The 23400-nt window shown below is 56.8% G+C and carries 23 protein-coding genes, 1 tRNA gene and 1 pseudogene; 15 read left to right on the top strand and 10 right to left on the bottom strand.

The genetic code is table 11. The annotated features are described in order from the left end of the window. Positions 1-128: 128 nt before the first annotated feature. The 6 genes from LJU29_RS14665 to LJU29_RS14690 all read left to right on the top strand — a co-directional run bounded on the left by LJU29_RS14665 (position 129) and on the right by LJU29_RS14690 (position 5261). Positions 129-1208 (top strand): NAD(P)H-dependent flavin oxidoreductase, encoded by a 1080-nt coding sequence (locus LJU29_RS14665; RefSeq protein WP_002553427.1) that lies wholly within the window; start codon positions 129-131, stop codon positions 1206-1208. A 100-nt stretch (positions 1209-1308) separates the two neighbouring features. Next, positions 1309-2076: a molybdate ABC transporter substrate-binding protein gene (modA, locus tag LJU29_RS14670; protein ID WP_005756166.1), complete on the top strand. Its 768-nt coding sequence runs from the start codon at positions 1309-1311 to the stop codon at positions 2074-2076. Continuing rightward, positions 2077-2757 (top strand): molybdate ABC transporter permease subunit, encoded by a 681-nt coding sequence (modB, locus tag LJU29_RS14675; protein ID WP_057424216.1) that lies wholly within the window; start codon positions 2077-2079, stop codon positions 2755-2757. 3 nt (positions 2758-2760) lie between these two features. Continuing rightward, positions 2761-3849, top strand: coding sequence for a molybdenum ABC transporter ATP-binding protein (modC, locus tag LJU29_RS14680; RefSeq protein WP_257110850.1), 1089 nt, complete (start codon positions 2761-2763; stop codon positions 3847-3849). An 88-nt stretch (positions 3850-3937) separates the two neighbouring features. After that, the gene (locus tag LJU29_RS14685) at positions 3938-5008 is read left to right on the top strand and encodes a DNA topoisomerase IB (protein WP_016980691.1); all 1071 of its coding nucleotides are present in this window, start codon (positions 3938-3940) and stop codon (positions 5006-5008) included. 167 nt (positions 5009-5175) lie between these two features. Next, positions 5176-5261 (top strand) — tRNA-Leu (locus LJU29_RS14690). A gap of 784 nt (positions 5262-6045) precedes the next feature. On the opposite strand, the gene LJU29_RS14695 is transcribed toward LJU29_RS14690, so the two are convergent. Continuing rightward, positions 6046-6234, bottom strand: a complete 189-nt coding sequence (locus LJU29_RS14695) for a hypothetical protein (protein ID WP_257110851.1) — start codon at positions 6232-6234, stop codon at positions 6046-6048. 509 nt (positions 6235-6743) lie between these two features. Between LJU29_RS14695 and LJU29_RS14700 the strand changes: the two genes are divergently transcribed. The 4 genes from LJU29_RS14700 to LJU29_RS14715 all read left to right on the top strand — a co-directional run bounded on the left by LJU29_RS14700 (position 6744) and on the right by LJU29_RS14715 (position 9484). Further along, positions 6744-7894 (top strand): IS3-like element ISPsy29 family transposase gene (locus LJU29_RS14700; protein ID WP_086004489.1). Its coding sequence is split into 2 segments (ribosomal slippage): positions 6744-6978 and positions 6978-7894, totalling 1152 coding nucleotides; the frame shifts between segments, so codons are not numbered across the junction. 103 nt (positions 7895-7997) lie between these two features. After that, positions 7998-8216 carry a GMC oxidoreductase gene (locus tag LJU29_RS14705; protein WP_257112733.1) on the top strand — a complete coding sequence of 73 codons (219 nt, stop codon included), beginning with the start codon at positions 7998-8000 and terminating at the stop codon, positions 8214-8216. 73 nt (positions 8217-8289) lie between these two features. Next, a complete protein-coding gene (locus LJU29_RS14710; protein ID WP_257110852.1) occupies positions 8290-9018 on the top strand; it encodes an MFS transporter in 729 nt (242 codons plus the stop codon). A gap of 70 nt (positions 9019-9088) precedes the next feature. Beyond that, on the top strand, positions 9089-9484 hold the full coding sequence (locus LJU29_RS14715) for an MFS transporter (RefSeq protein WP_257112734.1): 396 nt from the start codon (positions 9089-9091) through the stop codon (positions 9482-9484). 135 nt (positions 9485-9619) lie between these two features. Here the strand turns inward: LJU29_RS14715 and LJU29_RS14720 are convergent, their stop codons facing one another. Together LJU29_RS14720 and LJU29_RS14725 are read right to left on the bottom strand one after the other, a co-directional pair. Continuing rightward, positions 9620-10600, bottom strand: coding sequence for an IS5-like element ISPsy2 family transposase (locus LJU29_RS14720; RefSeq protein ID WP_054078085.1), 981 nt, complete (start codon positions 10598-10600; stop codon positions 9620-9622). Between the two features lie 66 nt (positions 10601-10666). Next, a pseudogene (locus LJU29_RS14725) lies at positions 10667-10759 on the bottom strand (hypothetical protein); the annotation flags it as partial. Positions 10760-10830: 71 nt separating this feature from the next. Between LJU29_RS14725 and LJU29_RS14730 the strand changes: the two are divergent. Continuing rightward, positions 10831-11993 (top strand): IS3 family transposase gene (locus LJU29_RS14730; RefSeq protein ID WP_122320854.1). Its coding sequence is split into 2 segments (ribosomal slippage): positions 10831-11086 and positions 11086-11993, totalling 1164 coding nucleotides; the frame shifts between segments, so codons are not numbered across the junction. After that, positions 11935-12783, top strand: a complete 849-nt coding sequence (locus LJU29_RS14735) for a hypothetical protein (RefSeq protein ID WP_257112735.1) — start codon at positions 11935-11937, stop codon at positions 12781-12783. The genes LJU29_RS14730 and LJU29_RS14735 overlap by 59 nt, the downstream gene beginning before the upstream one ends. A gap of 207 nt (positions 12784-12990) precedes the next feature. Here the strand turns inward: LJU29_RS14735 and LJU29_RS14740 are convergent, their stop codons facing one another. From LJU29_RS14740 to LJU29_RS14770, 7 genes are read right to left on the bottom strand one after another with little or no spacing between them, the layout of a single operon-like run. Beyond that, positions 12991-14166 carry an MFS transporter gene (locus LJU29_RS14740; RefSeq protein WP_057422362.1) on the bottom strand — a complete coding sequence of 392 codons (1176 nt, stop codon included), beginning with the start codon at positions 14164-14166 and terminating at the stop codon, positions 12991-12993. A 22-nt stretch (positions 14167-14188) separates the two neighbouring features. Continuing rightward, positions 14189-14809 (bottom strand): class II aldolase/adducin head domain-containing protein, encoded by a 621-nt coding sequence (locus LJU29_RS14745; RefSeq protein ID WP_057453867.1) that lies wholly within the window; start codon positions 14807-14809, stop codon positions 14189-14191. A 10-nt stretch (positions 14810-14819) separates the two neighbouring features. Then, entirely contained in the window at positions 14820-16301 is a 1482-nt protein-coding gene (locus LJU29_RS14750; protein ID WP_257110853.1) for an aspartate aminotransferase family protein, read from the bottom strand. Next, on the bottom strand, positions 16298-16981 hold the full coding sequence (locus tag LJU29_RS14755; protein WP_257110854.1) for a class II aldolase/adducin family protein: 684 nt from the start codon (positions 16979-16981) through the stop codon (positions 16298-16300). The genes LJU29_RS14750 and LJU29_RS14755 overlap by 4 nt, the downstream gene beginning before the upstream one ends. Then, positions 16978-18606, bottom strand: coding sequence for a xylulokinase (locus LJU29_RS14760; RefSeq protein WP_057453865.1), 1629 nt, complete (start codon positions 18604-18606; stop codon positions 16978-16980). The genes LJU29_RS14755 and LJU29_RS14760 overlap by 4 nt, the downstream gene beginning before the upstream one ends. 10 nt (positions 18607-18616) lie before the next feature. Next, on the bottom strand, positions 18617-19498 hold the full coding sequence (locus LJU29_RS14765; RefSeq protein ID WP_122322279.1) for a TorF family putative porin: 882 nt from the start codon (positions 19496-19498) through the stop codon (positions 18617-18619). Positions 19499-19526: 28 nt separating this feature from the next. Further along, positions 19527-19952 carry a DUF2147 domain-containing protein gene (locus LJU29_RS14770; RefSeq protein WP_005758379.1) on the bottom strand — a complete coding sequence of 142 codons (426 nt, stop codon included), beginning with the start codon at positions 19950-19952 and terminating at the stop codon, positions 19527-19529. Between the two features lie 163 nt (positions 19953-20115). Here LJU29_RS14770 and LJU29_RS14775 point away from each other — a divergent pair, with 163 nt between their 5' ends. From LJU29_RS14775 to LJU29_RS14785, 3 genes are all read left to right on the top strand, one after another. Beyond that, the gene (locus LJU29_RS14775; RefSeq protein WP_005777396.1) at positions 20116-20796 is read left to right on the top strand and encodes a TetR/AcrR family transcriptional regulator; all 681 of its coding nucleotides are present in this window, start codon (positions 20116-20118) and stop codon (positions 20794-20796) included. A gap of 152 nt (positions 20797-20948) precedes the next feature. Continuing rightward, a complete protein-coding gene (locus LJU29_RS14780; protein WP_057453864.1) occupies positions 20949-22385 on the top strand; it encodes a coniferyl aldehyde dehydrogenase in 1437 nt (478 codons plus the stop codon). 281 nt (positions 22386-22666) lie between these two features. Beyond that, positions 22667-23335, top strand: a complete 669-nt coding sequence (locus LJU29_RS14785; protein WP_042915731.1) for a helix-turn-helix transcriptional regulator — start codon at positions 22667-22669, stop codon at positions 23333-23335. Positions 23336-23400: the final 65 nt, after the last annotated feature.

Raw genomic sequence — 23400 nt, forward strand, 5'->3', positions numbered from 1 at the left:
ACCGATCGTTTTTTATGTCAACCTCGCCGCGCGGTCTATGTGTTGCGCCGGAAATGCCGTTTGCCATTCACGCTATTCTCGCGCTCAATGCCCTGTGCATGACTGCCCGAATACAAGCGGAGAAACACATGAGCCAATGGCCGGATACCCGCATTATTGACCTGTTAACTATAGAGCTGCCGGTGCTGCAAGCGCCTATGGCCGGAGCCACCGGATCACAAATGGCCATTGCTGTCGCGAAGGCTGGCGGGCTGGCATCGCTGCCCTGCGCAATGCTGACCCCTGAGCAAATCGAACAGGAAGTCACCACCTTTCGGCAACACACCGGCAATCTGCCCCTGAACCTGAACTTCTTCTGCCATCAGGCCCCGGCCTACGATGCCGAACGCGCCGAGCATTGGAAACAGGCACTTAAACCCTATTACGAAGAGTTGGGGGCCGATTTCGATGCACCGACGCCCGTCTCCAACCGTGCCCCTTTCGACAGCGCCACCTGTGCTCTGGTCGAGCGCCTGAAGCCGGAGGTGGTGAGCTTCCACTTCGGCCTTCCCGAGCGAGCGCTACTGGAACGGGTCAGAGCCACCGGGGCAAAGATCATTTCATCGGCGACCACGGTCGAGGAAGCCGTCTGGCTGGAGCAGCATGGCTGCGATGCGGTAATCGCCATGGGCTACGAAGCCGGTGGTCATCGGGGCCTGTTCCTCAGCGATCAACTGCACACTCAAGTCGGCACTCTGGCGCTGGTGCCGCAAATAGTGGACGCCGTGCGCATTCCGGTCATCGCTGCGGGTGGTATTGCAGATGGTCGCGGGGTTGCGGCGGCGTTTGTTCTGGGTGCCTCGGCGGTACAGGTAGGTACGGCGTATCTGTTCTGCCCTGAAGCCAGCGTCAGTGCACTGCATCGCCAGGCGCTGCACACTGCAACGGACAGCCAGACCGCGCTGACCAACCTCTTCACCGGGCGTCCGGCGCGCGGCATCGTCAACCGGATCATGCGCGAAGCTGGCCCCGTCAGCCCACTCGCCCCTGCGTTCCCTCTGGCAGGCGGTGCCTTGATGCCGTTGCGCGCACAAGCGGAAAAACAGGGCAGCAGTGACTTTACCAACCTCTGGGCAGGTCAGGCAGTTGGTATCAAACACCAGTTGGGTGCGACCGAACTGACTCGGCAACTGGCTGAAAACGCGCTGAAAATTCTCTCACCCCGGTAAAACAGTGCTTTCAGAACAACAGGCTATCGCTATATATTTAACTATATAGCGAAACGCCTTTATTCCACGGCGTGCGTTTTCATCATCAAGGAGCTGTTCCATGCGAACGACCACGCTGCGCGCCATTCTCAAGTTCTCTGCCCTGGCCTTCGCCGTATCAGCTACAGCCAACGTGTTTGCCGACGAGGTGCAGGTCGCCGTCGCAGCCAATTTCACAGCGCCCATTCAGGCGATTGCCACTGACTTTGAGAAGGACACCGGCCACAAGCTTGTTGCCGCGTTTGGCGCTACCGGTCAGTTCTACACACAGATCAAGAATGGTGCCCCTTTCGAGGTGTTCCTGTCGGCCGACGACACCACCCCGGCAAAGCTTGAGCAGGAAGGCGACACCGTCAAGGGCTCGCGTTTCACGTATGCGGTGGGCACCCTGGCGCTGTGGTCGGCCAAGGACGGTTATGTAGACAGCAAGGGCGAAGTGCTCAAGGCCAATCAGTATCAACACTTGTCCATCGCCAACCCAAAAGCTGCCCCTTATGGTCTGGCAGCGACGCAAGTGCTGAGCAAACTGGGTCTGACCGACGCAACCAAAGCCAAGATCGTGGAGGGCCAGAGCATTACTCAGGCCTACCAGTTCGTTTCCACCGGCAATGCGGAACTTGGCCTTGTGGCCCTGTCGCAGATCTACAAGGACGGCAAACTGACCAGCGGGTCGGCCTGGATCGTGCCGGACGCCCTGCATGACCCGATCAAGCAAGACGCCGTCATCCTCAATAAGGGCAAGGACAACGCCGCTGCCAAGGCGCTGGTCGAGTACCTGAAAGGGCCGAAAGCCGCCGCCATCATCAAGTCCTTCGGATACCAGCTGTAAATGCCACTGGGAAGTGCCGACATCGCGGCGATCTGGCTGACACTGAAGCTGGCGTCATTGACCACCGTCATCCTGTTGATCATCGGCACGCCCATCGCGCTGTGGATGGCGCGCACTGATTCATGGCTCAAGGGGCCGATTGGCGCGGTCGTCGCCCTGCCCCTGGTTTTGCCGCCGACAGTCATCGGCTTTTATCTGCTGCTGTTGCTTGGCCCCAACGGAGCTGTGGGCCAGCTCACCCAGAGCCTGGGACTGGGCACGCTGACTTTCAGCTTTGCCGGACTGGTGATCGGCTCGGTCCTGTACTCGATGCCTTTCGTCGTCCAGCCGTTACAGAACGCATTTGCAGCCATTGGCGCCCGTCCGCTGGAGGTGGCAGCCACGTTGAGAGCGGGCCCATGGGACACGTTCTTCCGCGTGATTCTGCCGCTGGCAAAGCCTGGCTTTATCACTGGGGCGATTCTGGGATTCGCGCACACGGTCGGCGAGTTCGGCGTGGTGCTGATGATTGGCGGCAACATCCCCGAGAAAACCCGTGTGGTGTCAGTACAGATTTTCGATCACGTCGAGTCCATGGAGTACCTGCAAGCACACTGGCTGGCCGGAGCGATGCTGGTGTTTTCCTTTCTGGTGCTGTTGGCGCTGTATTCCAGCGGTAAATCCAAAGCAGGATGGAGCTGAGTCATGGCCTCACCGATAGAAATCCGCCTGCACATGACCTACCCGGATTTTACCGTGCGTACCGACCTGACCCTGCCGGGGTCGGGCATCACAGCACTGTTCGGGCCTTCAGGCTCGGGCAAGACCACCTGCCTGCGCTGCATTGCCGGGCTGGAAAAAGCTGGCCAGGGCTTCATTCGTGTTCATGATGAAGTCTGGCAAGACACTGAAAAAGGCGTTTTCCTCGCTCCGCACAAACGGGCGATCGGCTATGTATTTCAGGAAGCCAGCCTGTTCCCGCATCTGTCCGTGCGGGCCAATCTTGAATTCGGCATGAAACGCATCCCGCGTCAGCAGCGCAACATTCAATTGCCGCAGGCCACTGAACTGCTAGGCATCGACCATCTGCTGGAGCGCAGTCCTGACAAGCTGTCCGGTGGGGAGCGTCAGCGCGTGGGCATTGCACGCGCACTGTTGACCAGCCCGCGCCTGATGCTGCTCGATGAACCTCTGGCAGCGCTGGACGCCAGGCGCAAAAGTGAAATTCTGCCGTACCTCGAACGCCTGCATCGGGAGCTGGACATCCCCATGCTGTATGTCAGCCACGCTCAGGATGAGGTTGCACGCCTGGCAGATCATCTGGTGCTGCTTGAAGCCGGCAACGTATTGGCCAGCGGCCCGATTCGCGAAACACTGGCGCGGCTGGACCTGCCACTGGCCATGGGCGGCGATGCGGGCGTGGTCATTGAAGGCACGGTCAGCGCCTATGATCGTCATTACCAGTTACTGAGCGTGACGCTGCCCGACAGCACATTGTGCATGCGCGTCGCACACGCCGAAATGCAGATCGGCACCCTTCTGCGCGTCAAGGTTCAGGCCCGGGATGTCAGCCTGAACATGCAACCCGACGATCAAAGCAGCATTCTCAACCGCTTGCCGGTCACGGTGATGGAGGAAGCGCTGGCTGACAACTCGGCACATGTGCTGGTGAAACTGGACGCCGGGGGCACGCCTTTGCTCGCGCGCATCACGCGCTACTCCAGTGACCAGTTGAACCTGCACAGAGGCCAGTCGCTCTGGGCGCAGATCAAGGCGGTTGCCGTACTGGCCTGATGCCCTGAAAAACCGGTCAGTCAGCAAATAAACGGCACCACGGTAAAAGACCGAGGTCAGTGTTTTTAACTGCCTTTGGAAATTAGCCATGCCTGACTCGACTGCCATCAGCCAGCCCGCCAGTGACCTGCATTATGTAGACGACACTCAGCCGGGCCTTACGCGCAAGGTACTGCGCGGCAAATTCGCCTACTTCAACATTGAGGGTAAACGCATCAAGGACGAGTCGGAGATAAAGCGCATCAACGCGCTGGCAGTCCCGCCCGCCTACACCGATGTGTGGATCTGTGCCGACCCGATGGGCCACCTGCAGGCTACCGGACGTGACGCACGCGGCCGCAAACAATACCGCTACCATCCGCGCTGGCGCGAGATACGCGATCAGGACAAATACTCGCGCCTGATAGAGTTCGGTCATGCGCTGCCCAAGGTTCGCAAGCAGATAGAAGCACAACTCGCGCAGCCTGGCATGGGCCGGGAAAAGGTCATGGCGACGGTCATTTCATTGCTGGATGCGACGCTGATCCGCATCGGCAACAGCCAGTACGCCAAGGAAAACCGCTCATACGGCCTGACCACGCTGCGCAACAAGCATGTCGAGGTAAAGGGCGGCCAGATCCTCTTTGAATTCCGGGGTAAAAGCGGCGTTGAACACAAGGTCAGCGTCAAGGACCGGCGCTTGGCCAATGTGATCAAGCGTTGCATGGAATTGCCGGGACAAAACCTCTTTCAGTACCTGGACGAAGATGGCGTACGCCACGCAGTGACGTCATCCGATATCAACGCCTACCTGCAAAGCCTCACCGGCTCGGATTTCACCGCCAAGGATTACCGGACCTGGGCAGCGAGTGCGCTGGCGCTCGCGACGTTGCAGAAACTGCATTGGGAGCCGGAGGCCGACGCCAAGCGGCACATCGTCGATATGGTCAAGGCGGTCTCGAAACAACTGGGAAACACCCCTGCCATCTGCCGAAAATGCTACATCCACCCCGCAGTACTGGAAGGCTTCCTGCTCGGCAACCTGGCCAAACTCCCTCGCTCCCGGCAACGCAAAGGCCTGCGCCTGGAGGAAGTGGCCTTGGCGAGCTACCTGCGATTACTGGCTGACAAGGTCGAGGCTGTAGTGAACGATGCGGTGGTGAAAGAGAGCAAAGCCTGAGCCATCTGAACGCGGCACGTCAGCCTTTGCTCCAATAAAATTTCGTAGCCTCATGATTTACCAAGCATTTCCGACAGGCAAAAAAGCGGCATTCCGAGTCATTTGTGACGCTTTCAAGCTTGCTTCATGGGTGCCGGGTGTATATATTCCCTGCTCTTGGCGCTACCGCCCCGATGGCGAAATTGGTAGACGCAAGGGACTTAAAATCCCTCGTCCTTTGGACGTGCCGGTTCGACCCCGGCTCGGGGCACCACATACATATCAAGGGCTTACGGGGCATTTTGCTCAGTAGGCCCTTTTTGTTTTGGCCCGCAAAAACAGTCGTGGTCCGCAATTCCAAAAAACTCTTTCTCCGGCGTCCTGCCGACGAACACCACTCCCCAAATCTGAAAGACTCAAATACTGTATGCACATACAGAATTTGAGAGTCTCCCGTCATGAACATCGACTACGCCGAAGACTGAGTGTTTCGCGGAGTTCGGGTTGAAAGAGAAGAACAGATTGTTTATAAGATTGGATCCAAATATGAGGATTTGAACATGAAACCAGGCTTTGAAATTGGAATCTTGAGCTTCGCCCTTCCTCTGGCTTTTTGCCTCCTATACCTCGCTGGCCGTCAGTTACGAACCCTCGGGGCTTGGATGGACAACACTGATAAACCGAAAGAACGAGCCAAAGCCTACTTAGTAGTGGCCATCTTATTTGGCTTTGTCATGGGGTCGTTGATGCAGCCTCTATACAACAAAGGCAGTGAATGCTCGGCTGTAGGCCAACCACTGGTGCCATGCCTTTTCAATAGCTATCGGTGAAGCTTCAGACCCGATTGGGCGCAAGGCCAGTCGGGTTTCCTTGTCTCTGTTCGCCGGCACGATCGCAAGCATGCGACCCGGCCCCCCCCCAACCGATGACGACGTTACAAATGCGAGACACACGCTGGATTCCTGCTCTTCCTATTGGAAATGTTCAGGTTTGAAAGCATCATCTCCAGATCCCTACCCAGATGCCAGGCGCGGTCGTACAGATCCCGGATCTACTGCCTACTTTCCCCTGAGTACTCTTGTGCAAATTCGATCGATAACAAATGCCATCGCGATCATCCAGCCGACGAAAAATACTGTCCGTGTGCTGTGATCTATTCCAGGTATCTCAAACCCAAGCCAAGCACCTGCAAACATCAGAGGCACAAACAAAACAAGGGCAAGCAATCGTTCTAAAAGCCTGTTCACACTTGAAACTCCACATAAAAAGCGTGAGTCAGTTTAAGCCTCTTCATGTTGCCAGAGCCCAAGGCGCTGACTTCTCGCCCTCGGAAATATGCAAGGCTACTCTTTCAATTGAAATGGGTCGTAAAACCAAAACCATGAAGACGGTTCAGCAAAGTCCACGTGAGATAGCCTATCGACGGGACGGTGGCGACCGTTTCAGGTATCGCTGCAAACTGGAGAGTGAGCGAGTCATTTGGAGAACATCCCTGAGTGATACCGGCGAATGGGATCGCTGGGGCTTGCTCCGCAGTCTTCACGTCTGTCGCTGCACTCCAGTAACCTGAACACCCAGGATGCAAGACGGAACCCGAGCCTGGGAGCACCCTGCGGTTAAACCGCAGACCTTGCAGAATGCCGATTTACTCACCAAAGTCGACATCAAATGCTTGGTAAAACGCCATCGGCGACTGAATCGCCCCGGGTTTCGTAGACACCTCCATGCCTTAAACTGAGGCCAATCAGGAGGTGCCATGAGCAACCCACGTTATCCCGAAGAATTCAAAATCCAAGCGGTCAATCAAGTGACCGAAAAGAAGCTGCCTGTCGCTGATGTGGCGGCGCGTCTTGGCGTGTCGACGCATAGCCTCTATGCCTGGATAAAGCGCTACAGCAAACCTCAGGCAGAACGGCAGCAAGACGATGATCAGCACGCTGAACTGCGTCGTCTGCGAGCGGAACTCAAGCGGGTCACTGAAGAGCGAGACATCTTAAAAAAGGCCGCCGCGTACTTTGCCAAGGAGTGCGGCTGAAGTACGCCTTTATCAAGCAGCGCGCGGGCGACTACTCCATTCGACGGCTTTGCCTGACGCTGAAAGTCCATCCCAGTGGTTATTACGCTTGGTTGTCTGAGCCGCAATCTGCACGCGCTAAAGACGACCAGCGATTGCTGGGTTTGATCAAGCACTCGTGGCTGGAGAGCGGCGGAGTTTATGGCTATCGCAAAATCCATGACGACCTGCGCGAGGTCGGTGAAGATTGTGGTCGGCATCGTGTGGCGAGGTTGATGCGTCTTGAAGGTCTGCGCTCTCAGACAGGGTATCGACGTCGCCCTGGAAAGTACGGCGGTAAGCCAGCGGTCGCCTCACCCAATTTACTGAAGCGCGAGTTCGATGTCGTGGAACCCAACAAGGTTTGGGTCACCGACATCACCTACATTCGTACGTATGAAGGCTGGCTGTATTTGGCGGTGGTGCTGGATCTGTTTTCTCGTCAGGTCGTTGGCTGGTCAATGAAGTCGCAGATGACCAGTGATTTGGCCATTGATGCGTTATTGATGGCGGTTTGGAGGCGAAAACCGAAACAAGAGGTGATGGTTCACTCCGACCAGGGCAGCCAGTACAGCAGCTCCGATTGGCGCAGTTTTTTGAAGGCAAACAATTTGGTTGCCAGCATGAGCCGCCGAGGCAATTGTCATGACAACGCCGTGGCTGAGAGCTTTTTCCAGCTTCTGAAACGGGAACGAATCAAGCGGAAAATCTACACCTCACGGCAAGATGCTCGTAGTGATGTGTTCGATTACATCGAGATGTTCTACAACCCAAAACGCCGCCATGGTTTCAACAATCAGCTGTCACCGGTAGAGTTTGAAAAACGTTACGCAATGAGCTTGCAAGGTGTCTAGAGAATCCGGGGCGATTCATAACCTTGAGGCGCATAAGCGGCTTGTGGAAAAAACGTCTGCAGTAATGCGCAAGGCTGGTTATCCCTTCGTGCTCACGGAGCGTATGGGTATCGCCACAAACTCTCATCAGTGTGGTACGGCAGTGATGGGGAACGACCCGCTAAAAAGCGTTGTAAACCGCAACTGCAAAATGCACGACCTCGAGAACGTATGGATTGTAGACAGCTCATCATTCCCCTCGTCAGCAGCCGTTAATCCAGCGTTGACGATCGCTGCTAATGCACTTCGAGTAGCGGCGACAATTGCTGAAGGTGATCGGTAACAGCAGGACTACCTCCCCTAAAAAAATGGGGCAATATCTAATAATTAGCAGCCTCAGTCAGGAAGTTGTACTAATGAATAAAAGAGATAATTCGCTGGTTACACCGAAAATTCGGCAAGCCCGTATTGCGACCTTTGCCGGTTTTATGATGGTCGGAGCCATGATGTACATCTGGTCGACAGGGGTAACTGCTTTTCGGGAACAGCTCGGATTAAGCGGAGACGCTGGTGATGCTAATTTCGGCATAATCGCCTTTGGCATTGGCTTGGGCAGTGCCGCAGGTTCTTTTCTGGTTGGCCGGTTTCTGGACATTTTTGGCTCCAAGCGGGTGATCTACATAACGGCTATCGCTTACCCACTGTCCATCCTTCCAATGGGATACGCAACAAGCGTAAACTTCGCCGTTGGCTGTGGGGTCGTACTGGGCTTGCTCCGGGGCGCGATCGATACAGCGTTCAATACGCACGGGGTTCAGGTCGAAAGGCATTATCGTCGTCCAATCATGTCAGCATTCCATGCATTTTATTCATTAGGCGGCTTTCTGCTAGGCATGGCAGGCAGTGCGTTTGCTACCCACTTCACAAATAGCGTCCAGACCCCATTCACTGTACTTGGCGGAGCTATGGTGATCGTTGGCATTGTAGTAGACCGCTTTATGTTGGACAGAGATGACATCGCCTCAGAAGTATCCGTCGCTATTAACGATGAGCCCCCCCCACGCGGAAAGCGTAAAGAGCCCAAAAGCTATCATATTGCTGATGATAGGCTTTGGCGTTCTCCTACTGGGAAGTATGGTTGGTGAAAGCGCTATCGGCGATTGGGGGCAGGAATATATCCGTCGTGTTCTGAACACCCCAATCTCGACTGCTGGGATGGCTGTGTCAGTATTCATAGGGGCAGAGTGTATTGGACGCCTTATTGGAGACCGGGTTGCGGAGTACCTCGGCGCTTCAAATATGGTTCTCTTTAGTGCGGTACTAGCGATTAGCGGACTGCTGGTAACAGTGACAGGTCATACCGCACTTTTCGGCATGATCGGTTTTGCCATGTTCGGAGTCGGGTTGTCTTGCATTGCTCCACTGATGCTGTCCTATGCCGGTAGAAAGGATCCACTCAACGCAGGCCGTAACATAGGCATAGTAAACTCCATTGGCTACTCAGGGATGTTGCTCGGGCCAGCGGCTATCGCCACAGTAGTTAATCACTACGGCATCGACAGCCTTCTGTATTTCCCTATGCTGTTACTGATTCCGCTAGGGAAGGTCTGAAGTAGCCGGATGTTTTCCGGCTACCGAGTCCTCAGCACTTTTCAAAAAACGATGCATGTCGAAATTTGCTCAATTATCTTCGCTTTTTAGCTCTTTCGGCCGCTGCAAAGCCTTTTGCGGTAACCATTTCCTGCATTACACGCGCACCTCTCCTGCGCTCGCCAACAAATGTCGGCGGGCCATCCACAGGTTTGACAGGGCGAACAACGTCACCATCTGCGCGGTGTTCTTGGCCAAGCCCCGAAAGCGCACTTTTTCATAGCCAAACTGGCGTTTGATGACCCGAAACGGATGCTCGACCTTGGCGCGAACCTGGGCCTTGGCCTTCTCGATTTTGCGGATCGCCTTGTACAAAATACTGCGTTTTCCATGCTTTTTGTAAGTGCTGCGGCGGGCGGCAATCTGCCAAATGACCTTGCGCCCAGCGTGTTCTTCGCGCTTCTCGACCCCGGTGTAACCTGCGTCGGCGCAGACTACGTTTTCCTCGCCGTGCAGCAGTTTGGCAACCTGCGTGACGTCTGCCACATTGGCCGCTGTTACTACCACGCTGTGCACCAGGCCTGACTCGTCGTCGGCGCCGATGTGAGCCTTGGCGCCGAAATAGTACTGGTTACCTTTCTTGGTTTGATGCATCTCAGGATCGCGTTTGCCATCCTTGTTCTTGGTCGAACTGGGCGCGTGAATCAGCGTGGCATCGACGATGGTGCCTTGACGCAACGACAAGCCACGGTCGCCCAGATAACCATTAATTACGCCGAGAATCCCGGTCGCCAACTCGTGCTTTTCCAGCAGACGACGGAAGTTGAGAATGGTGGTTTCGTCTGGAATTCGCTCCAGGCTCAGGCCTGAAAACTGACGCAGGATGGTCGTCTCATACAGCGCTTCTTCCATCGCCGGATCGCTGTAGCCGAACCAGTTCTGCATCAGATGAACACGCAGCATCGCCATCAGTGGGTAGGCGGGCCGGCCACCTTCTCCTTTTGGATAATAGGGCTCAATCAGGGCAATCAAACCTTTCCAGGGCACCACCTGATCCATCTCGATCAGGAACAATTCCTTACGGGTCTGCTTGCGCTTGCCGGCATACTCGGCGTCGGCGAAGGTCATCTGTTTCATCATCGAAAAGCTCGGCGACCGGTGTCCGGAGATTTTGCCAAATTAGGAAGTCTTTTTCAGAGTTTCCTTAAGCATCTCGCTGTTTTCCAACTCGCAGGTCCAACCCGCCGGGCAATTGTAGAAACGGCCTTTGTCCGGTTCTTCCGGGTCCTTGAAGAGCGCCACGTTGTAGTGGTCTAATGGTTCCGGACACTCATTTAGGCGAGAATATCGCCAGATAGAGGTGTCTGATGACCAAACAACGCCGTACCTTTTCCGTTGAATTCAAACGCGAGGCCGCAGGCCTCGTGCTCGATCAAGGCTATAGCCATATCGAAGCCTCCCGCTCGCTTGGGGTGGTCGAATCTGCGCTGCGTCGCTGGGTCAACCAGCTTCAACAAGAGCGCAACGGTGTCACTCCACAGAGCAAAGCCCTCACGCCCGAGCAGCAAAAAATCCAGGAGCTCGAAGCCCGGATCGCCCGTCTTGAGCGGGAGAAATCCATTTTAAAAAAGGCCACCGCGCTCTTGATGTCGGAAGAGCACGAGCGCATGCGCTGATTGATCAGCTCAGTGTCCATGAGCCAATCGAATTGCTGTGCGAAGTGTTCGAGGTACCTCGCTCGTGCTACTACAACCATTGCCTGCGGCGTCGGTCTCCAGACGCCGAGCGGGTTCGTTTACTTAGCCGAGTCAATGAGCTGTTCGGGCAAAGTCGAGGCGCTGCCGGCAGCCGCAGTATCGTGTCGATGATGCAGGCGGATGGCGAGCAAATCGGTCGGTTCAAGGTGCGTAGCTTGATGCGGGAGCTGGGATTAATCAGCAAGCAACCAGGCTCGCATGCTTATAAAAAAGCAACAGTGGAGCGGCCTGACATTCCGAACATTTTGAATCGGGAGTTCGATGTACCCGCGCCCAATCAGGTCTGGTGTGGCGACATCACCTACATCTGGGCGCAAGGAAAATGGCATTACCTGGCGGTGGTTATGGATCTTTACGCGCGTCGGGTGGTGGGCTGGGCGTTTTCGAACAAACCGGATACGGACTTGGTGATCAAGGCGCTGGACATGGCTTATGAGCAACGCGGCAAGCCTCAGGGCCTGCTGTTTCATTCCGACCAGGGCGTCCAATACGGGAGCCGACAGTTTCGCCAGCGGCTTTGGCGATACCGCATACGCCAGAGCATGAGCCGCCGGGGTAATTGCTACGACAACTCGCCGATGGAGCGTGTGTTCCGCAGCTTGAAAACTGAGTGGATACCGACCGTGGGCTACATGACGGTCCAAGAGGCTCAGCGGGATATCAGTCATTACCTGATGCATCGTTACAACTGGATTCGGCCACACCAGTTCAATGATGGAATGGCGCCCGCTCAGTACGAGAAAAACCTTAACGTCGTGTCCGGGATCAGTTGACCACTACAAGTGTAACCACGAGCATTTCAGATTTGCGCCTCTTCCACGCTGGTCACGGTTTTGGCTGATCTCATTACAACTCGGGAAAGGAGGATTTATCGTGCTCTCCCCTTTCATAGTGCTAGCACACCTGTCTCTGATATCGGTATCCCATAAACCATGGCAGGCGGTAACCGTAGACTTACTTTTAGGGGCCTACCCGTTGTATTTAGGTAGCCCTTTACTGCTTTGGCTTATAGGCCACGTCGTCATTTACCATTTCCCTCTGGTTTGGCTCCGCCCCCCAAAAGGCCCACTCTGGGAGCTTAATCGCAGAACCGGTCTGGTCACGATATTCGACTATAAACGCCATCGAAAAGAAGGTGTGATCGACGAATTCGTTGCGCCTTTTTATGAGTTCGATGCCTACATGACCACCACCCATAATCTTCACGGTCCTACATACGGGCTACTGCTTCAGCATCGCTATGAAGACCGTAAGATCAATTTTCATATGCTGATGAACGCGGACGACTTCCAGCAACGCCCCTGCGCACTCTGGGACTTCCTGCAAAACTACATGGACACCAGCGGCCCGATTCCGGACATTCCACTGTTTGAACCATACCGGCACCTGGATCCGGTCACTGCCAGCTACGATCAGCAGCGCGGTCGCGACCCTCGCTACTGGGTCGACATGGATGACGCCACGTTCAAGGCCGAGGTCGATGCCATGTGGCAGCGGATTTATGCGATCGATACGTTTAGCCGCCCTAACCTTATGGCGCGGTATGTGGATTACGGATCATGAGGTGCCATCTAACGCCTGAGGTGGATCTGCGCTCGATGTCACACGCTGGAGAGGCATAGCGCTTTCGGCAAGTGCCCAAATGCGTCGCGGCAGTCTGCATGTCAGCAGCATCACCTGAACGATCCAGACACCACCAGTTTCAAAATAACTCCGAAGGCGGCGTGCCTTTCAACTGCAATGGCTCCGCCGCTGCTGCTCGCGCACGGTTCAAGCTCTGCGTGCCACGCCAACCCTTCTACTGACGGCCCGCCGGTGCAACAGCGCAACCAGAAACAGCGCCGTAACCGACAGCCAGACACTGACCAGCAGCACCGGTTGAGCGTTGTCGTCAGACACCCACTGCGACGCCAGCAACGGTCCGAATGCGCAGCCGAGCAGTTGCATGCCCGGAATGAGCCCGGCGATGCGTCCCGAGGGGTCGATTTGAAGCGCAATGCGCACCTGAAACGGCGTCAACATCAGGTAGATCAGGGCAAAAAGACCGCACAGGCCCAGAAATACGCTCACGCCCTGATAAGCCGTTACATACATGCCCAGCGCAATGCTCGCCAGGAGCAGTGCGGCGGCTGCCAGCATCGAATAGTCAGGCACCCGGCGCACCAGCAAAATGCCCAGACAGCCGCCCAGGACCTGCATGAACAGCATCGCCGAGACAAGCAATTGCGCTGAGTGCGCATCCAGTCCTGCGTGAATGCCCAGCGGTTCCAGGTACGCCCAAAGCCCGCCTACCGCCGAGAGCTGCATGAACACCAGCATCAAGAGCAGGACCTGCTTCAGGTTCCATTTGAAGCCTGATGTATCCGGTTGTTTGTCAGGCTGTTGCGGCAGGCGTTTGGGTAGCCAGGCAACAAACAGCACGGAGCCTGCGGTCAGAATTCCAAGAAACACAAAGCCTGCGTAGACGCTTTGATCAGGCAATATCAGGTATGCAAGTGTTGCAGCTATCAGCGCCTGAGCCAGTGTCTGGACCACCATGAACACACCTGCGACCCGATCCGGCGCAGGCCCCTGAACGATCAGGCTCACGGCCCCCCATAACAGTAGCCCCTCGGCCAGTCCCGCCAGCGCACGAGCCGCCGTTAACGGCCCGTCGCCAGTAACATTGGCCGTAACCAGGTCCATTCCGGCTGCGCACAGAATGGCGATGACCGTAAGCAGGCGCAGGTTGAGCATTGACCGCAGTAAGTCACCCATTACCACGCCCAGCCCCAGCGCCACGATTTCGCCCATGGCTACCAGCCCTACGCCCTCAAGCGACACATGGTTTTGCGCGAGCAATTCGCCCAGCAGCAGCGGCTGCAGCCCCACCATCAGTACCGCGACAGAGCCCAGTGCCAATGCGGCACTCAAATGCCTGCGAGTTACAGCGGACGACGTTTGCATGGCATGCGCCTCTTGAGAAGCTTTAGTAACCGCGGGTTTCTGGTGGGATCTTGCCTTCGGCAAAGCACTGCGCCGCCCGCTTCTCGTCTTTCATCAGCCTTCCGTTGGCGACCAGCACCACCCACCAAGGCAGCAGCGTGAGGTGTGTGCCGCACGCCTTGGCCAGGGTGTAGGCTTTCGCGCATTTCTCGAACAATTCTGCGTTGAGCACCATTCGAGGGCCTGTGGTGCCCATCACAACCGGAGTTCCATCGATAACGGCGGCATTGCCGCCACGCGTCAATGCATGTGCCAGGGGGCTATCAGCACTGGCGGGCGAACCCATGTGGCCTATATGACGCGCCTGCTCATCAAATAGAATCGGCAGGACCCCGCCAAAATCGACAAGGCTTTTTGCAAAGGCCCCACCGCCGATCAGGATTGCGCCGACATCGGCACGAACCCTATAGATCGCCGCGTGGGTCTGGCGCTCGTCCTCTGCGGAATCGGACAACGCGACAGCCTGGGGTGCCAGGTCGTCGAGTTTCCCCAGCCACATGCCCTGTTCGCCTGGCAAGCGCAAGGAAATACTGCTGTGTGAGTCCACCTGACCCATCATCCGTTCGCGCAGCTCAAACCACTGTTTTCGAAGTAAATCGTGCATGGTGCTCACCTCACACCAATTGAAAAACGGCGTCGAACCGCTCGAGCGCGTCATCAATGACGTCGTCGGTGTCTGCCAAGCTGGTGTAGATACGGCTGCCCGCGAGGGTGATCAGGCCATGAGCGGTATACGCAGCCCCCATCTCCTCCATCATGTGCTTGCGGGTCTTGGCCTCATTGCGTGCCCTCAGCAGCTTGAGCGGATTACTGGTGTCGAGCAGCAACACACCGGAGGTCTGCAGATGAACGATAGAGCCCATGTTGTAGGCTACATAGGGCAAGCCGCGCCGATTGATGATTTCATCAAGTCCTGCGCGCATGCGGTCGCCCGCCCTGCCCGCTAGCGCCGGCGCATTCAGGCGGCGCGCCTCCAGCAGCGCGTAATAACCGGCGACGCACGACAGCGGGTTGGCCGACAGCGTCCCGCCCACGAACGCCCTTCGGGAAGATGTACCAATGCCACCGGCAAGCAGTTGCATCACATCTCTGCGTCCGCCAATGGCACCCGCCATCGGGTAGCCTCCCGTCAGGCATTTACCCAGTACCGTGATGTCTGGCATGACATTGAAATAAGCTTGCGCGCCGCCCAGACCCGCACGGAACCCGGTGACTACTTCGTCGAAAATAAGCAGTGCGCCAAATTCGTTACACAGTGCACGCAACTGTCGGTTGAAGTCGGCGTGTACCGGGCGTGTGCCACTTTCCGGGCCAAAGGGTTCGACCATAATCGCTGCAGTGCCGCCACGAAGGCGATTGATCTGCAGTCTGCGGCGTAATGCATCCAGATTATTGGGCGGGCTCTCCTGGGTGTTTGCCGTAGCGCCTCGCGGAATACCAACTGCCTCCATGCGTCCAGTGCCCGGCAAGCGCATGCCGTAGACCAGTTGATCGCTCCAGCCGTGATAGGCGCCGCCGATTTTAATCACCCACTTCTTGCGGGTGTAGGCGCGTGCCAGGCATACCGCTGCCATCACCGCTTCAGTGCCCGAGCCCAGCAAGCGCAGCATGTCGACACCGGGCATCACTTCACAGACCAGTTCGGCGAGCTTGACCTCGTACTCATGCAGCAAGCCGGTCACCGGCCCGCATTCATCGAGAATACGGTTGACCTGTTCGCGAATGACCGGGTGATTCGAACCCAACAAAGTGGGGCCACCGGCCTGTAGAAAATCGGTGTAGCGGTTGCCGTCGACATCCGTCAGGTGCGCACCTTTGGCCTGGGCGAAGGCCAGCGGAAACGGATAGTTGAACGCAAGATTGTGTTGCACACCTCCCGGTATGACTTTTTTGGCTGCCTCGGAAAGACGCTTGGAGCCCTGACAGCGCTCGTCGAAATAGCCCATGACCTTGCTCATCGCTTCGCGTTTGATCGGGCGAATGGGCTGCTTCACCAGTTCGTCGAACCGGCGGTAGAGGGAATCGACGTCCGGCCATTGCGATACAGCCGATTCGGGAATTGCAGGCATGCTGGCAGGATCAAGAGGTTTGTTCATGATTGAGTCTCTGAAAAAGTCTGAGGGCTGAGTGCGTGCGAGCTGGAACTGGTCAGGGCATTGATCAGGCGGGCCACTGCAGCGCGTGACTCAGGTTTTCCACGGGTATTGACTTTGATATGGTTGACAAGATGATCACGACAGAATGTTTTCAGGTCCTCCAGGCGCGTCAGGGTGGTCTCGATATCCGCACCGCAACACAGAACGCCGTGATTGCGCATCAGGTAAACGTTGTGATCCGGCCGGATGGCCCTGCCGAGCTTGCCGGCCAGCCAGCCGGAGCCGGACGGCGCGTAACCCACCAGTTGAATGCGTTTGCCCAGCGACTTCCATAGCGGCGGGTAAGGCACGTCCAGCGCTTTGCCGAACAATGTGCAAGCGCTGGCCAGGGGTTGGTGGGTGTGGATACTGCAATTGACATCCGGGCGACTGCGCAGGACTTTGGCGTGCAACTCGCTTTCCACCGAAGGCGAACGTTCACCTGACAGTTGCTGCAGATCCTTGAGTCGCAGAACGCAGATATCCTCCGGTCGCATGCTGAAATAATCGGTGGCCGACGGTGTGACCGCGATGTGCAGCGCGTCGATACGCAGCGCAAGGTTGCCGCCGGTGGCGGCGAAGAAGCCGCGGCGTGAGAGGTGCCGCGACAGGTCGACGATCTGTTGTTGGACATTGTTCATGGTGTCGTCTCCTGCGATGGGTTCAACCTGCGATACAGCGGTGCCAGGCGTTTGCGGACTTCCTTGAACGTGGCGAAGCGGTCGTCATACAGGTTTCGGGTTGAGCGGGATGGCTCGTACAGTCGATGCGGCCTTTGCAGTGTCGGAAGATCGTCGAACTGCAACTTCCCGAGCGCTACCGCAGCGATGAACGCAGCGCCGCGGGCGTTGGTCTGAATAGGATTGTGCGGTTGCTGAATGACCCGCCCGCAGACATCGGCCATGATCTGGCACCACACATCCGATTGCGCTCCGCCGCCGGTGGCGACGATGATTCCGCTCGACTGGCCGATAAACCGCGAGAACGGCTCCAGCATCCAGCGTGTGTTGTGGGCAACGCCTTCCATGAAGGCCCGGATAATGTCTTCCCTGGAATGTTCGAGTTTCAGGTTGATCAAGCCGGCACGCAGGCTCGGATCACCAGCCGGGGAGCGTTCGCCACACAGCCATGGCGTGTAGATCAGCCCTCGCGAACCCGGCGGCACACGCGCTGCAATACGGTCAAGCAAGGCATACACATCCGGCTGTTGCTCATCGCTCAACAACTCGTCCGGGTGGTAAAGCACCTTGTCACGCAAAAACGACAGGTTGGCACCTGCAGCCGACTGCATGGCCATTGCCAGATAACGGCCCTTGACCGCACTGGGAACCGCAGCAATATGGTGACGGACACTGGATTTCTTGAACGGTACATGAGCGCCGACCCAGGACGAGGTGCCCAGATAAAGGTGTGGAGCAAAGTCACGCACCGTGGCACCAACAGCCACTGCCGAAGTGTCTACGGCACCCGCAACCACGGGCGTTGATCGAGGTAGCCCCAGTACATCTGCCAGCTCGGGTTTCAATGTGCCAATGACTTCGGTCGAGCCCACCAGCTCAGGCAGTTTGTCAGCGTCGATGCCCAGCGCCCTTATCAGCCCGTCATCGTAGCGAATGCGGTGAGGGTCCCGGTTGTCGGTAATCCAGGCGGTCAGCATCGAGTCGCCTGTCGCACAGTAACGACCCGACAACCGCATGTTCATGTAGTCGAGAACATTCAGGAACTTGTGGGTCTTTTCATACCGTGCAGGGTCATGATCAAGGATGTAGGCCATGTGCCCGGCCGAGTCCATCCCGGACAGAGACGCCACCCCGCCTGTCAGTCGCAACGAACGCCAGAGCTTGAGTGGCCCGTAGCCGCCCAGATTGCACCAGCCTCCGCCCATTCGCTGTTTGATGGAGTCGGCGCCGCGCTTGTCCAGCCACAGCAGTGCCCGGCCAATCGCGGCCCCATTGCGGTCGACACAGACCGTGCCTTCGCTTTGCGTGGAGCAACAGATGGCCACGACCTGACGACGCCTGAGCGGGTCGGCTCCCAGTAACTCATTGGCGCCAACCATGAAAGCATTCCACCAGTCCTCCGGCTCCTGTTCTGCACTCAAGCCACTGACATGCAACGGCACACCGTGAAACGCCCAGGCACGGATGTCTCCCTCCATGGAGACCAGTGCGCACTTGCAGCCGGACGTTCCCAGGTCAATCGCGAGGACGAGTTGCTCCAGGCCGGTAACCGCCTCAGGCGTCCGGGAAATGAAAAGCGAAGTCATAAAGGTCTACTCAGAATGTGCGGGAAATCGACGCCACCCAGCGATTGCCATCCGTGGTTCGCACATGTCCGTCGTCTTCGGCCATATACAGCTCACGCGCCCGGGTCTTGGATGTCACCCAGTCGAGTCCCCAGTCAAAGCCCCACCAGTGATGGACCAGACCTACGCCGTAGTCAGCGAAGTTCGCTTCCGAAAAGTTGGCGATCTGCTGATAACCGGCGTGCAGTTTGAGGTTGGTATTGATGCCCAGCGCGTATTTATAATCCAGGTCATACAACATGCTGCCTCGGGAGTTCTGGTCACCCTTGGCGTAGCATTCCAGGCCTTTGGTCGGGTCCTCGCGGAACTGCAATTGCGCACCGCACACGCCACCGCTGTTGGCGCCCCGGTAGTTCTTCGACAGAACCCTGGCAATTCGGCCTTCAAGTGCGCCATAACCGATTTCCAGCACGGCGAACTGACTGTTGTAATTGGTCGTGTGCTCATCGCCCGGCGTGAAGGTCTCGAAATCGAAGCGATTGGGCGCTTTGAACTGAGCCCCAGGAAACATCTCCGTCGCCAGCCCCACACCATAGTGCCAGGCATCGGGATCGCCAAAGCGATAACCCCCTGCGAGCAGCACTCCCAGACCATCACCGTCGAGGAACTGCTTCTTGCTGACCGTAGAAAATTCGGCGAGCGCCACCAGGCCTGTTTCATGAGCGACCTGAATGGTTACTCTGGCCCCCGGACGATTCAGGGAATCGGAAATGCCGCGGGTGCGAATGTCCGAGCTGGCCTTGGCGGTGATATCCACCGCGTAGCTCGACATTTCATCTGCGATAGCCAGGGTGCTGCCTGCTGCGGAGCACAATGCTGCAGCCATTACATAGCGAGTTGAATAAGTGCGCATGATTCTCTCCCACGCTGAGGGGCCGGATTTACAATTTGCAAACCGGGGCAGGAGGCAGTGTTGCGATACGCTCGAATTGCTCTGTCCTGCCGAGAACTTCGGTGCCGACAAAAGCCCTTACATTGAGGCGTCCGTCCTTGACCCGGACAGCGCCCTTATATTTTTTCTGATCACGGGGGTCGTACACCCAGCCATCGCGCCAGGCATCCTGGTCATAGCGGGTCAGCTGTAGAATCTGTACACCGCAGTCACTCGACGTCGAGGCAACATCCTTGACCCAGACAACCTGCCCGCAGATGGCGCCTACCTTGTCTGCGCAGTCGTCAAGCTTGACCACGGCGTCTTTTTCCGCCGTCAACCAAAGGCCCTTTGCCTCCAGCGGTCCCGCAGCAGCATGAATACCGGTGGAGCACATCAGAACAGAAGAGAGGAAAAGCCATTGCCGTGCGTTCATAGCGTCACCTTTTTTTATTTTTTGTTTTAACAGACCGTCACACTAACGACGCTTCAGTTATGATAGTCATCGCTACACGATAGTTATAGCTATCATTTTATCGTGGAGCAACTGTTTTTTTCGACCGTCCTGCTGACGCCCCACTCTTTTTTGACAGGTACTTATGGCCAGGCTGAAAACTGAACCCTTTCCTGCGCAGGTCGCAGGCAAAACCGCCGAGCGCAAGAAGCTGCCTGCGCAGCAACGCGCTACTGAAACCTACGAACGTATTCTGGTCGCCACCGCAAACACCTTGTGCGAGGTGGGTATAGAGCGCTTGTCGACCAATCTGGTGTGCGAACGGGCAGGCCTTACACCGCCAGCGCTGTACCGCTATTTCCCCAATAAGTACGCGCTGTTGACGGTTCTTGGCGAACGTTTGCTGGAGAAGCAGAACGAGCGGATTGATCACTGGATCACCCCCGAGCTGATCGCAGGTACGCCGCAGGCTCTGGAGCAGGCGCTTGCCGAACTGATTCTGGATACTTACCGGGTTACCGAAGCCACGCTGGGCGGCATGTGGACGCTGAAGGCTTTAAGGGCGGTTCCTGCGCTGGAGCATGTGCGGCTCGACTCTCACCGCAGGGTGTCCAAAGCCCAGGCCGCGATTATTGCCAGCGCCATTCCCGAGGCTGACCCCAAGCAGATAGCAATGGTTGCCCGTGTGGCGGTCGAGATGATTCACGCCACCATCGAATTGCTGTTCGATGAGCCCCTCGACCCGGCGAAGACCTGCGCCATGGTGGCGGCAATGATCGTCAGCCATCTGGATCGCCTTGATCCCGAACCTGCACCTGACAAGTGAATACGCAAGAACAGGTTGACCGTTTCGGCCACTTGAACCGGCCGGATCGCCCCTTCATCGGTTGGCGATGGTTCTGTACGGTTACGTGAGCCAGAACGTAATCGCAACACTGCATCTATCTTATAAAAACACGCAGCCACAGGAGCAGCTTCATGAATCAGCCCGCAAGGATCACGCCCACTACGCCGTCTCCCGCTCCGGGGCTAACCGAGCTGTTTGAGGCGCAGAAAGCTGCAGTTCGCTCTCAAGGGGTGCCCTCTTACGCTCAACGAATCGCCGACCTCAACGCCATTCTGCGAGTGGTCAGCGACAATCAGGACAGGTTGCTCGAAGCGGTCAGCGCAGATTTCGGCAACCGCTCGTTCGCTGAAACCAGGCTCGGCGAGCTGATGCCTGTCATCAATGGCATCAAGCACATTCGCTCGCATCTCAAGGCGTGGATGCGGCCCTCCAGACGCAAGGTGGGTATTGTTTTCAAGCCTGCGACTGCCAGGGTCATTTATCAGCCGCTGGGCGTAGTCGGTATTCTCGCGCCTTGGAACTATCCGCTGACGCTGACGCTGGTGCCCTTGATAGAGGCACTGGCAGCGGGCAACCGGGTGATGATCAAACCTTCGGAATTGACCCCCAGAACCTCTGAGCTGCTCCGGCAATTGCTGGGTGAAACATTCTCCGCCGAGCAGGTCACAGTGGTCACCGGAGATGCCCTGCTGGCAAGCCAGTTCAGTGAACTGCCCTTTGACCACCTGGTGTTCACCGGGTCGACCTATGTAGGTCGCCATGTCATGGCGGCGGCTGCGCGTAACCTGACGCCGGTGACACTGGAGCTGGGCGGCAAATCACCGGTGGTGATCTGCGAGGACTATTCGATTAAAAAAGCGGCACGGATGCTTGCTATCGGCAAACTGTTCAACGCTGGGCAGACCTGCGTCGCACCCGACTACATACTGGTCCCGCGCGAACATGTAAACAGTTTTGCCGGCGAGTGGCTGGCCGCCGCGAAAAAACTTTATCCGACACTCGAAGGTAACCCGGACTACACCTCGATCATCTCCCAGCGCCACCACGACCGCCTCGTGAGCATGGCCAACCAGGCCATCTCAAAGGGGGCGAAAGCATGGCAACACGGTGCGCCGGTGTCGACCCTCGAACGTAAAATTGCGCCCATGGCGCTCACGGATGTACCGCTCGATGCGGACCTGATGCAGGAAGAGATTTTTGGTCCGCTGCTGCCGATACTTGCCTATGACTCCCTGGATGAAGCCATAGCCTTCATCAATGATCGCCCCGCGCCTCTGGCCCTTTACTGTTTTTCCAACGACCAGACGTCCGTGAATCAGGTGCTGAACCGGACACAATCCGGTGGTGTGACCATTAATGGCACCATGCTGCACGCGACTCAGGATGATCTGCCGTTCGGCGGCGTCGGGCAAAGTGGCACTGGGGCCTATCACGGCTATGAGGGCTTCGTTCGTCTGTCCCATGCACGCGGTGTTCTCACGTTGAGTCGCTTCAACATGTCTGACAAGGTCTCGGCACCTTATGGACGGCTGACACGCCTTGTAACCCGCTTCATGCTCGGCAAATAGACGCTTGCCGAGCAACCGCGTCAGGTGACAGGACGTCGCCCCGGCTCGATATGCCCGCCTGCCCTGCCTTTCGCACCGCCAACGATAATCACTGTTTGTGATGACTCATTATTTATGTAACATCAGATCGTTATTCTTGGCTCACTTCAACTAGCCGTGTTCTAAGAGGCATCTAACGCGGGCATCTAGCGGCCACATCACCCACGGCCAAGTTGATGTGACCGCTGTTTGCGTTTAACGTCTAAGCTAGTGTCAGCATTTCTGAAATCATGGATGACTCAATGCCACACACACTACTACCCCACATAGGCAGGGCCATAGCCAGCATCGGCAGCGGCCATTTTTCCAGCATGTTCCACAAGCTTATCGATACTCAGCTTGCCGTGGATGCCACCCACCTCTCCTCACTGCCACAGCCATGGCAAACGTTGCCCGCGTCGGCACCCACGGTTTTCAACGAAACGGTGACGTCCTCACCCGGCACCCTGCTGCTCAGCGACTCGATCCATCTTTATCCCGCGCAGGCCTCGGAGAACTTCAGCTGCAAGATAACCGTCTTCAGGGCGCTGCCTGCGCATGAGTTTTCGGACAATGAACGTCGTCAGCTAAGCACTATCTCCCCGCTTTTATTCTCGATACTCGAAAGACATGTCAATGCCTTGCAAATGACAATGATCACTGTCGAACCGAAAAAAACCGAAAGCGTTGAAGAGCGTTTTCATGACCGGTTGCGCGAAACAGGTCAGACATTGTCCGAGCGGGAAATGCAGGTGTGCATCGGTTTGCTCGCCGGTCATACCGCAATCGAACAGGCCGAACGGCTTGCGCTCAAGGTCAATACGGTAGGCAGTTACCAGCGCCGCGCCGCCATCAAACTGGGCATCAGCGGTCGGCACTCGCTGATGCGCTGGATGTATGGCTCATCGGAAAGCGCTTGTTCAGCCTGTTGAAAAACTTTCAAGAGCGCAATAGGTAGCCAATGCCACAGGACGGGGCGATATCGATCACCCCGCCC

The organism is Pseudomonas ficuserectae (genome assembly GCF_024584585.1).
Lineage (GTDB): Bacteria > Pseudomonadota > Gammaproteobacteria > Pseudomonadales > Pseudomonadaceae > Aquipseudomonas > Aquipseudomonas amygdali.

Bases quoted from the DNA above. Each gene is read 5' to 3' on its own strand.
- LJU29_RS14665 (WP_002553427.1), top strand. From the start codon at position 129: ATGAGCCAATGGCCGGATACCCGCATTATTGACCTGTTAACTATAGAG.
- modA (WP_005756166.1), top strand. From the start codon at position 1,309: ATGCGAACGACCACGCTGCGCGCCATTCTCAAGTTCTCTGCCCTGGCC.
- modB (WP_057424216.1), top strand. From the start codon at position 2,077: ATGCCACTGGGAAGTGCCGACATCGCGGCGATCTGGCTGACACTGAAG.
- modC (WP_257110850.1), top strand. From the start codon at position 2,761: ATGGCCTCACCGATAGAAATCCGCCTGCACATGACCTACCCGGATTTT.
- LJU29_RS14685 (WP_016980691.1), top strand. From the start codon at position 3,938: ATGCCTGACTCGACTGCCATCAGCCAGCCCGCCAGTGACCTGCATTAT.
- LJU29_RS14705 (WP_257112733.1), top strand. From the start codon at position 7,998: ATGGGTATCGCCACAAACTCTCATCAGTGTGGTACGGCAGTGATGGGG.
- LJU29_RS14710 (WP_257110852.1), top strand. From the start codon at position 8,290: ATGAATAAAAGAGATAATTCGCTGGTTACACCGAAAATTCGGCAAGCC.
- LJU29_RS14715 (WP_257112734.1), top strand. From the start codon at position 9,089: ATGGCTGTGTCAGTATTCATAGGGGCAGAGTGTATTGGACGCCTTATT.
- LJU29_RS14720 (WP_054078085.1), bottom strand. From the start codon at position 10,600: ATGAAACAGATGACCTTCGCCGACGCCGAGTATGCCGGCAAGCGCAAG.
- LJU29_RS14735 (WP_257112735.1), top strand. From the start codon at position 11,935: ATGGAATGGCGCCCGCTCAGTACGAGAAAAACCTTAACGTCGTGTCCG.
- LJU29_RS14740 (WP_057422362.1), bottom strand. From the start codon at position 14,166: ATGCAAACGTCGTCCGCTGTAACTCGCAGGCATTTGAGTGCCGCATTG.
- LJU29_RS14745 (WP_057453867.1), bottom strand. From the start codon at position 14,809: ATGCACGATTTACTTCGAAAACAGTGGTTTGAGCTGCGCGAACGGATG.
- LJU29_RS14750 (WP_257110853.1), bottom strand. From the start codon at position 16,301: ATGAACAAACCTCTTGATCCTGCCAGCATGCCTGCAATTCCCGAATCG.
- LJU29_RS14755 (WP_257110854.1), bottom strand. From the start codon at position 16,981: ATGAACAATGTCCAACAACAGATCGTCGACCTGTCGCGGCACCTCTCA.
- LJU29_RS14760 (WP_057453865.1), bottom strand. From the start codon at position 18,606: ATGACTTCGCTTTTCATTTCCCGGACGCCTGAGGCGGTTACCGGCCTG.
- LJU29_RS14765 (WP_122322279.1), bottom strand. From the start codon at position 19,498: ATGCGCACTTATTCAACTCGCTATGTAATGGCTGCAGCATTGTGCTCC.
- LJU29_RS14770 (WP_005758379.1), bottom strand. From the start codon at position 19,952: ATGAACGCACGGCAATGGCTTTTCCTCTCTTCTGTTCTGATGTGCTCC.
- LJU29_RS14775 (WP_005777396.1), top strand. From the start codon at position 20,116: ATGGCCAGGCTGAAAACTGAACCCTTTCCTGCGCAGGTCGCAGGCAAA.
- LJU29_RS14780 (WP_057453864.1), top strand. From the start codon at position 20,949: ATGAATCAGCCCGCAAGGATCACGCCCACTACGCCGTCTCCCGCTCCG.
- LJU29_RS14785 (WP_042915731.1), top strand. From the start codon at position 22,667: ATGCCACACACACTACTACCCCACATAGGCAGGGCCATAGCCAGCATC.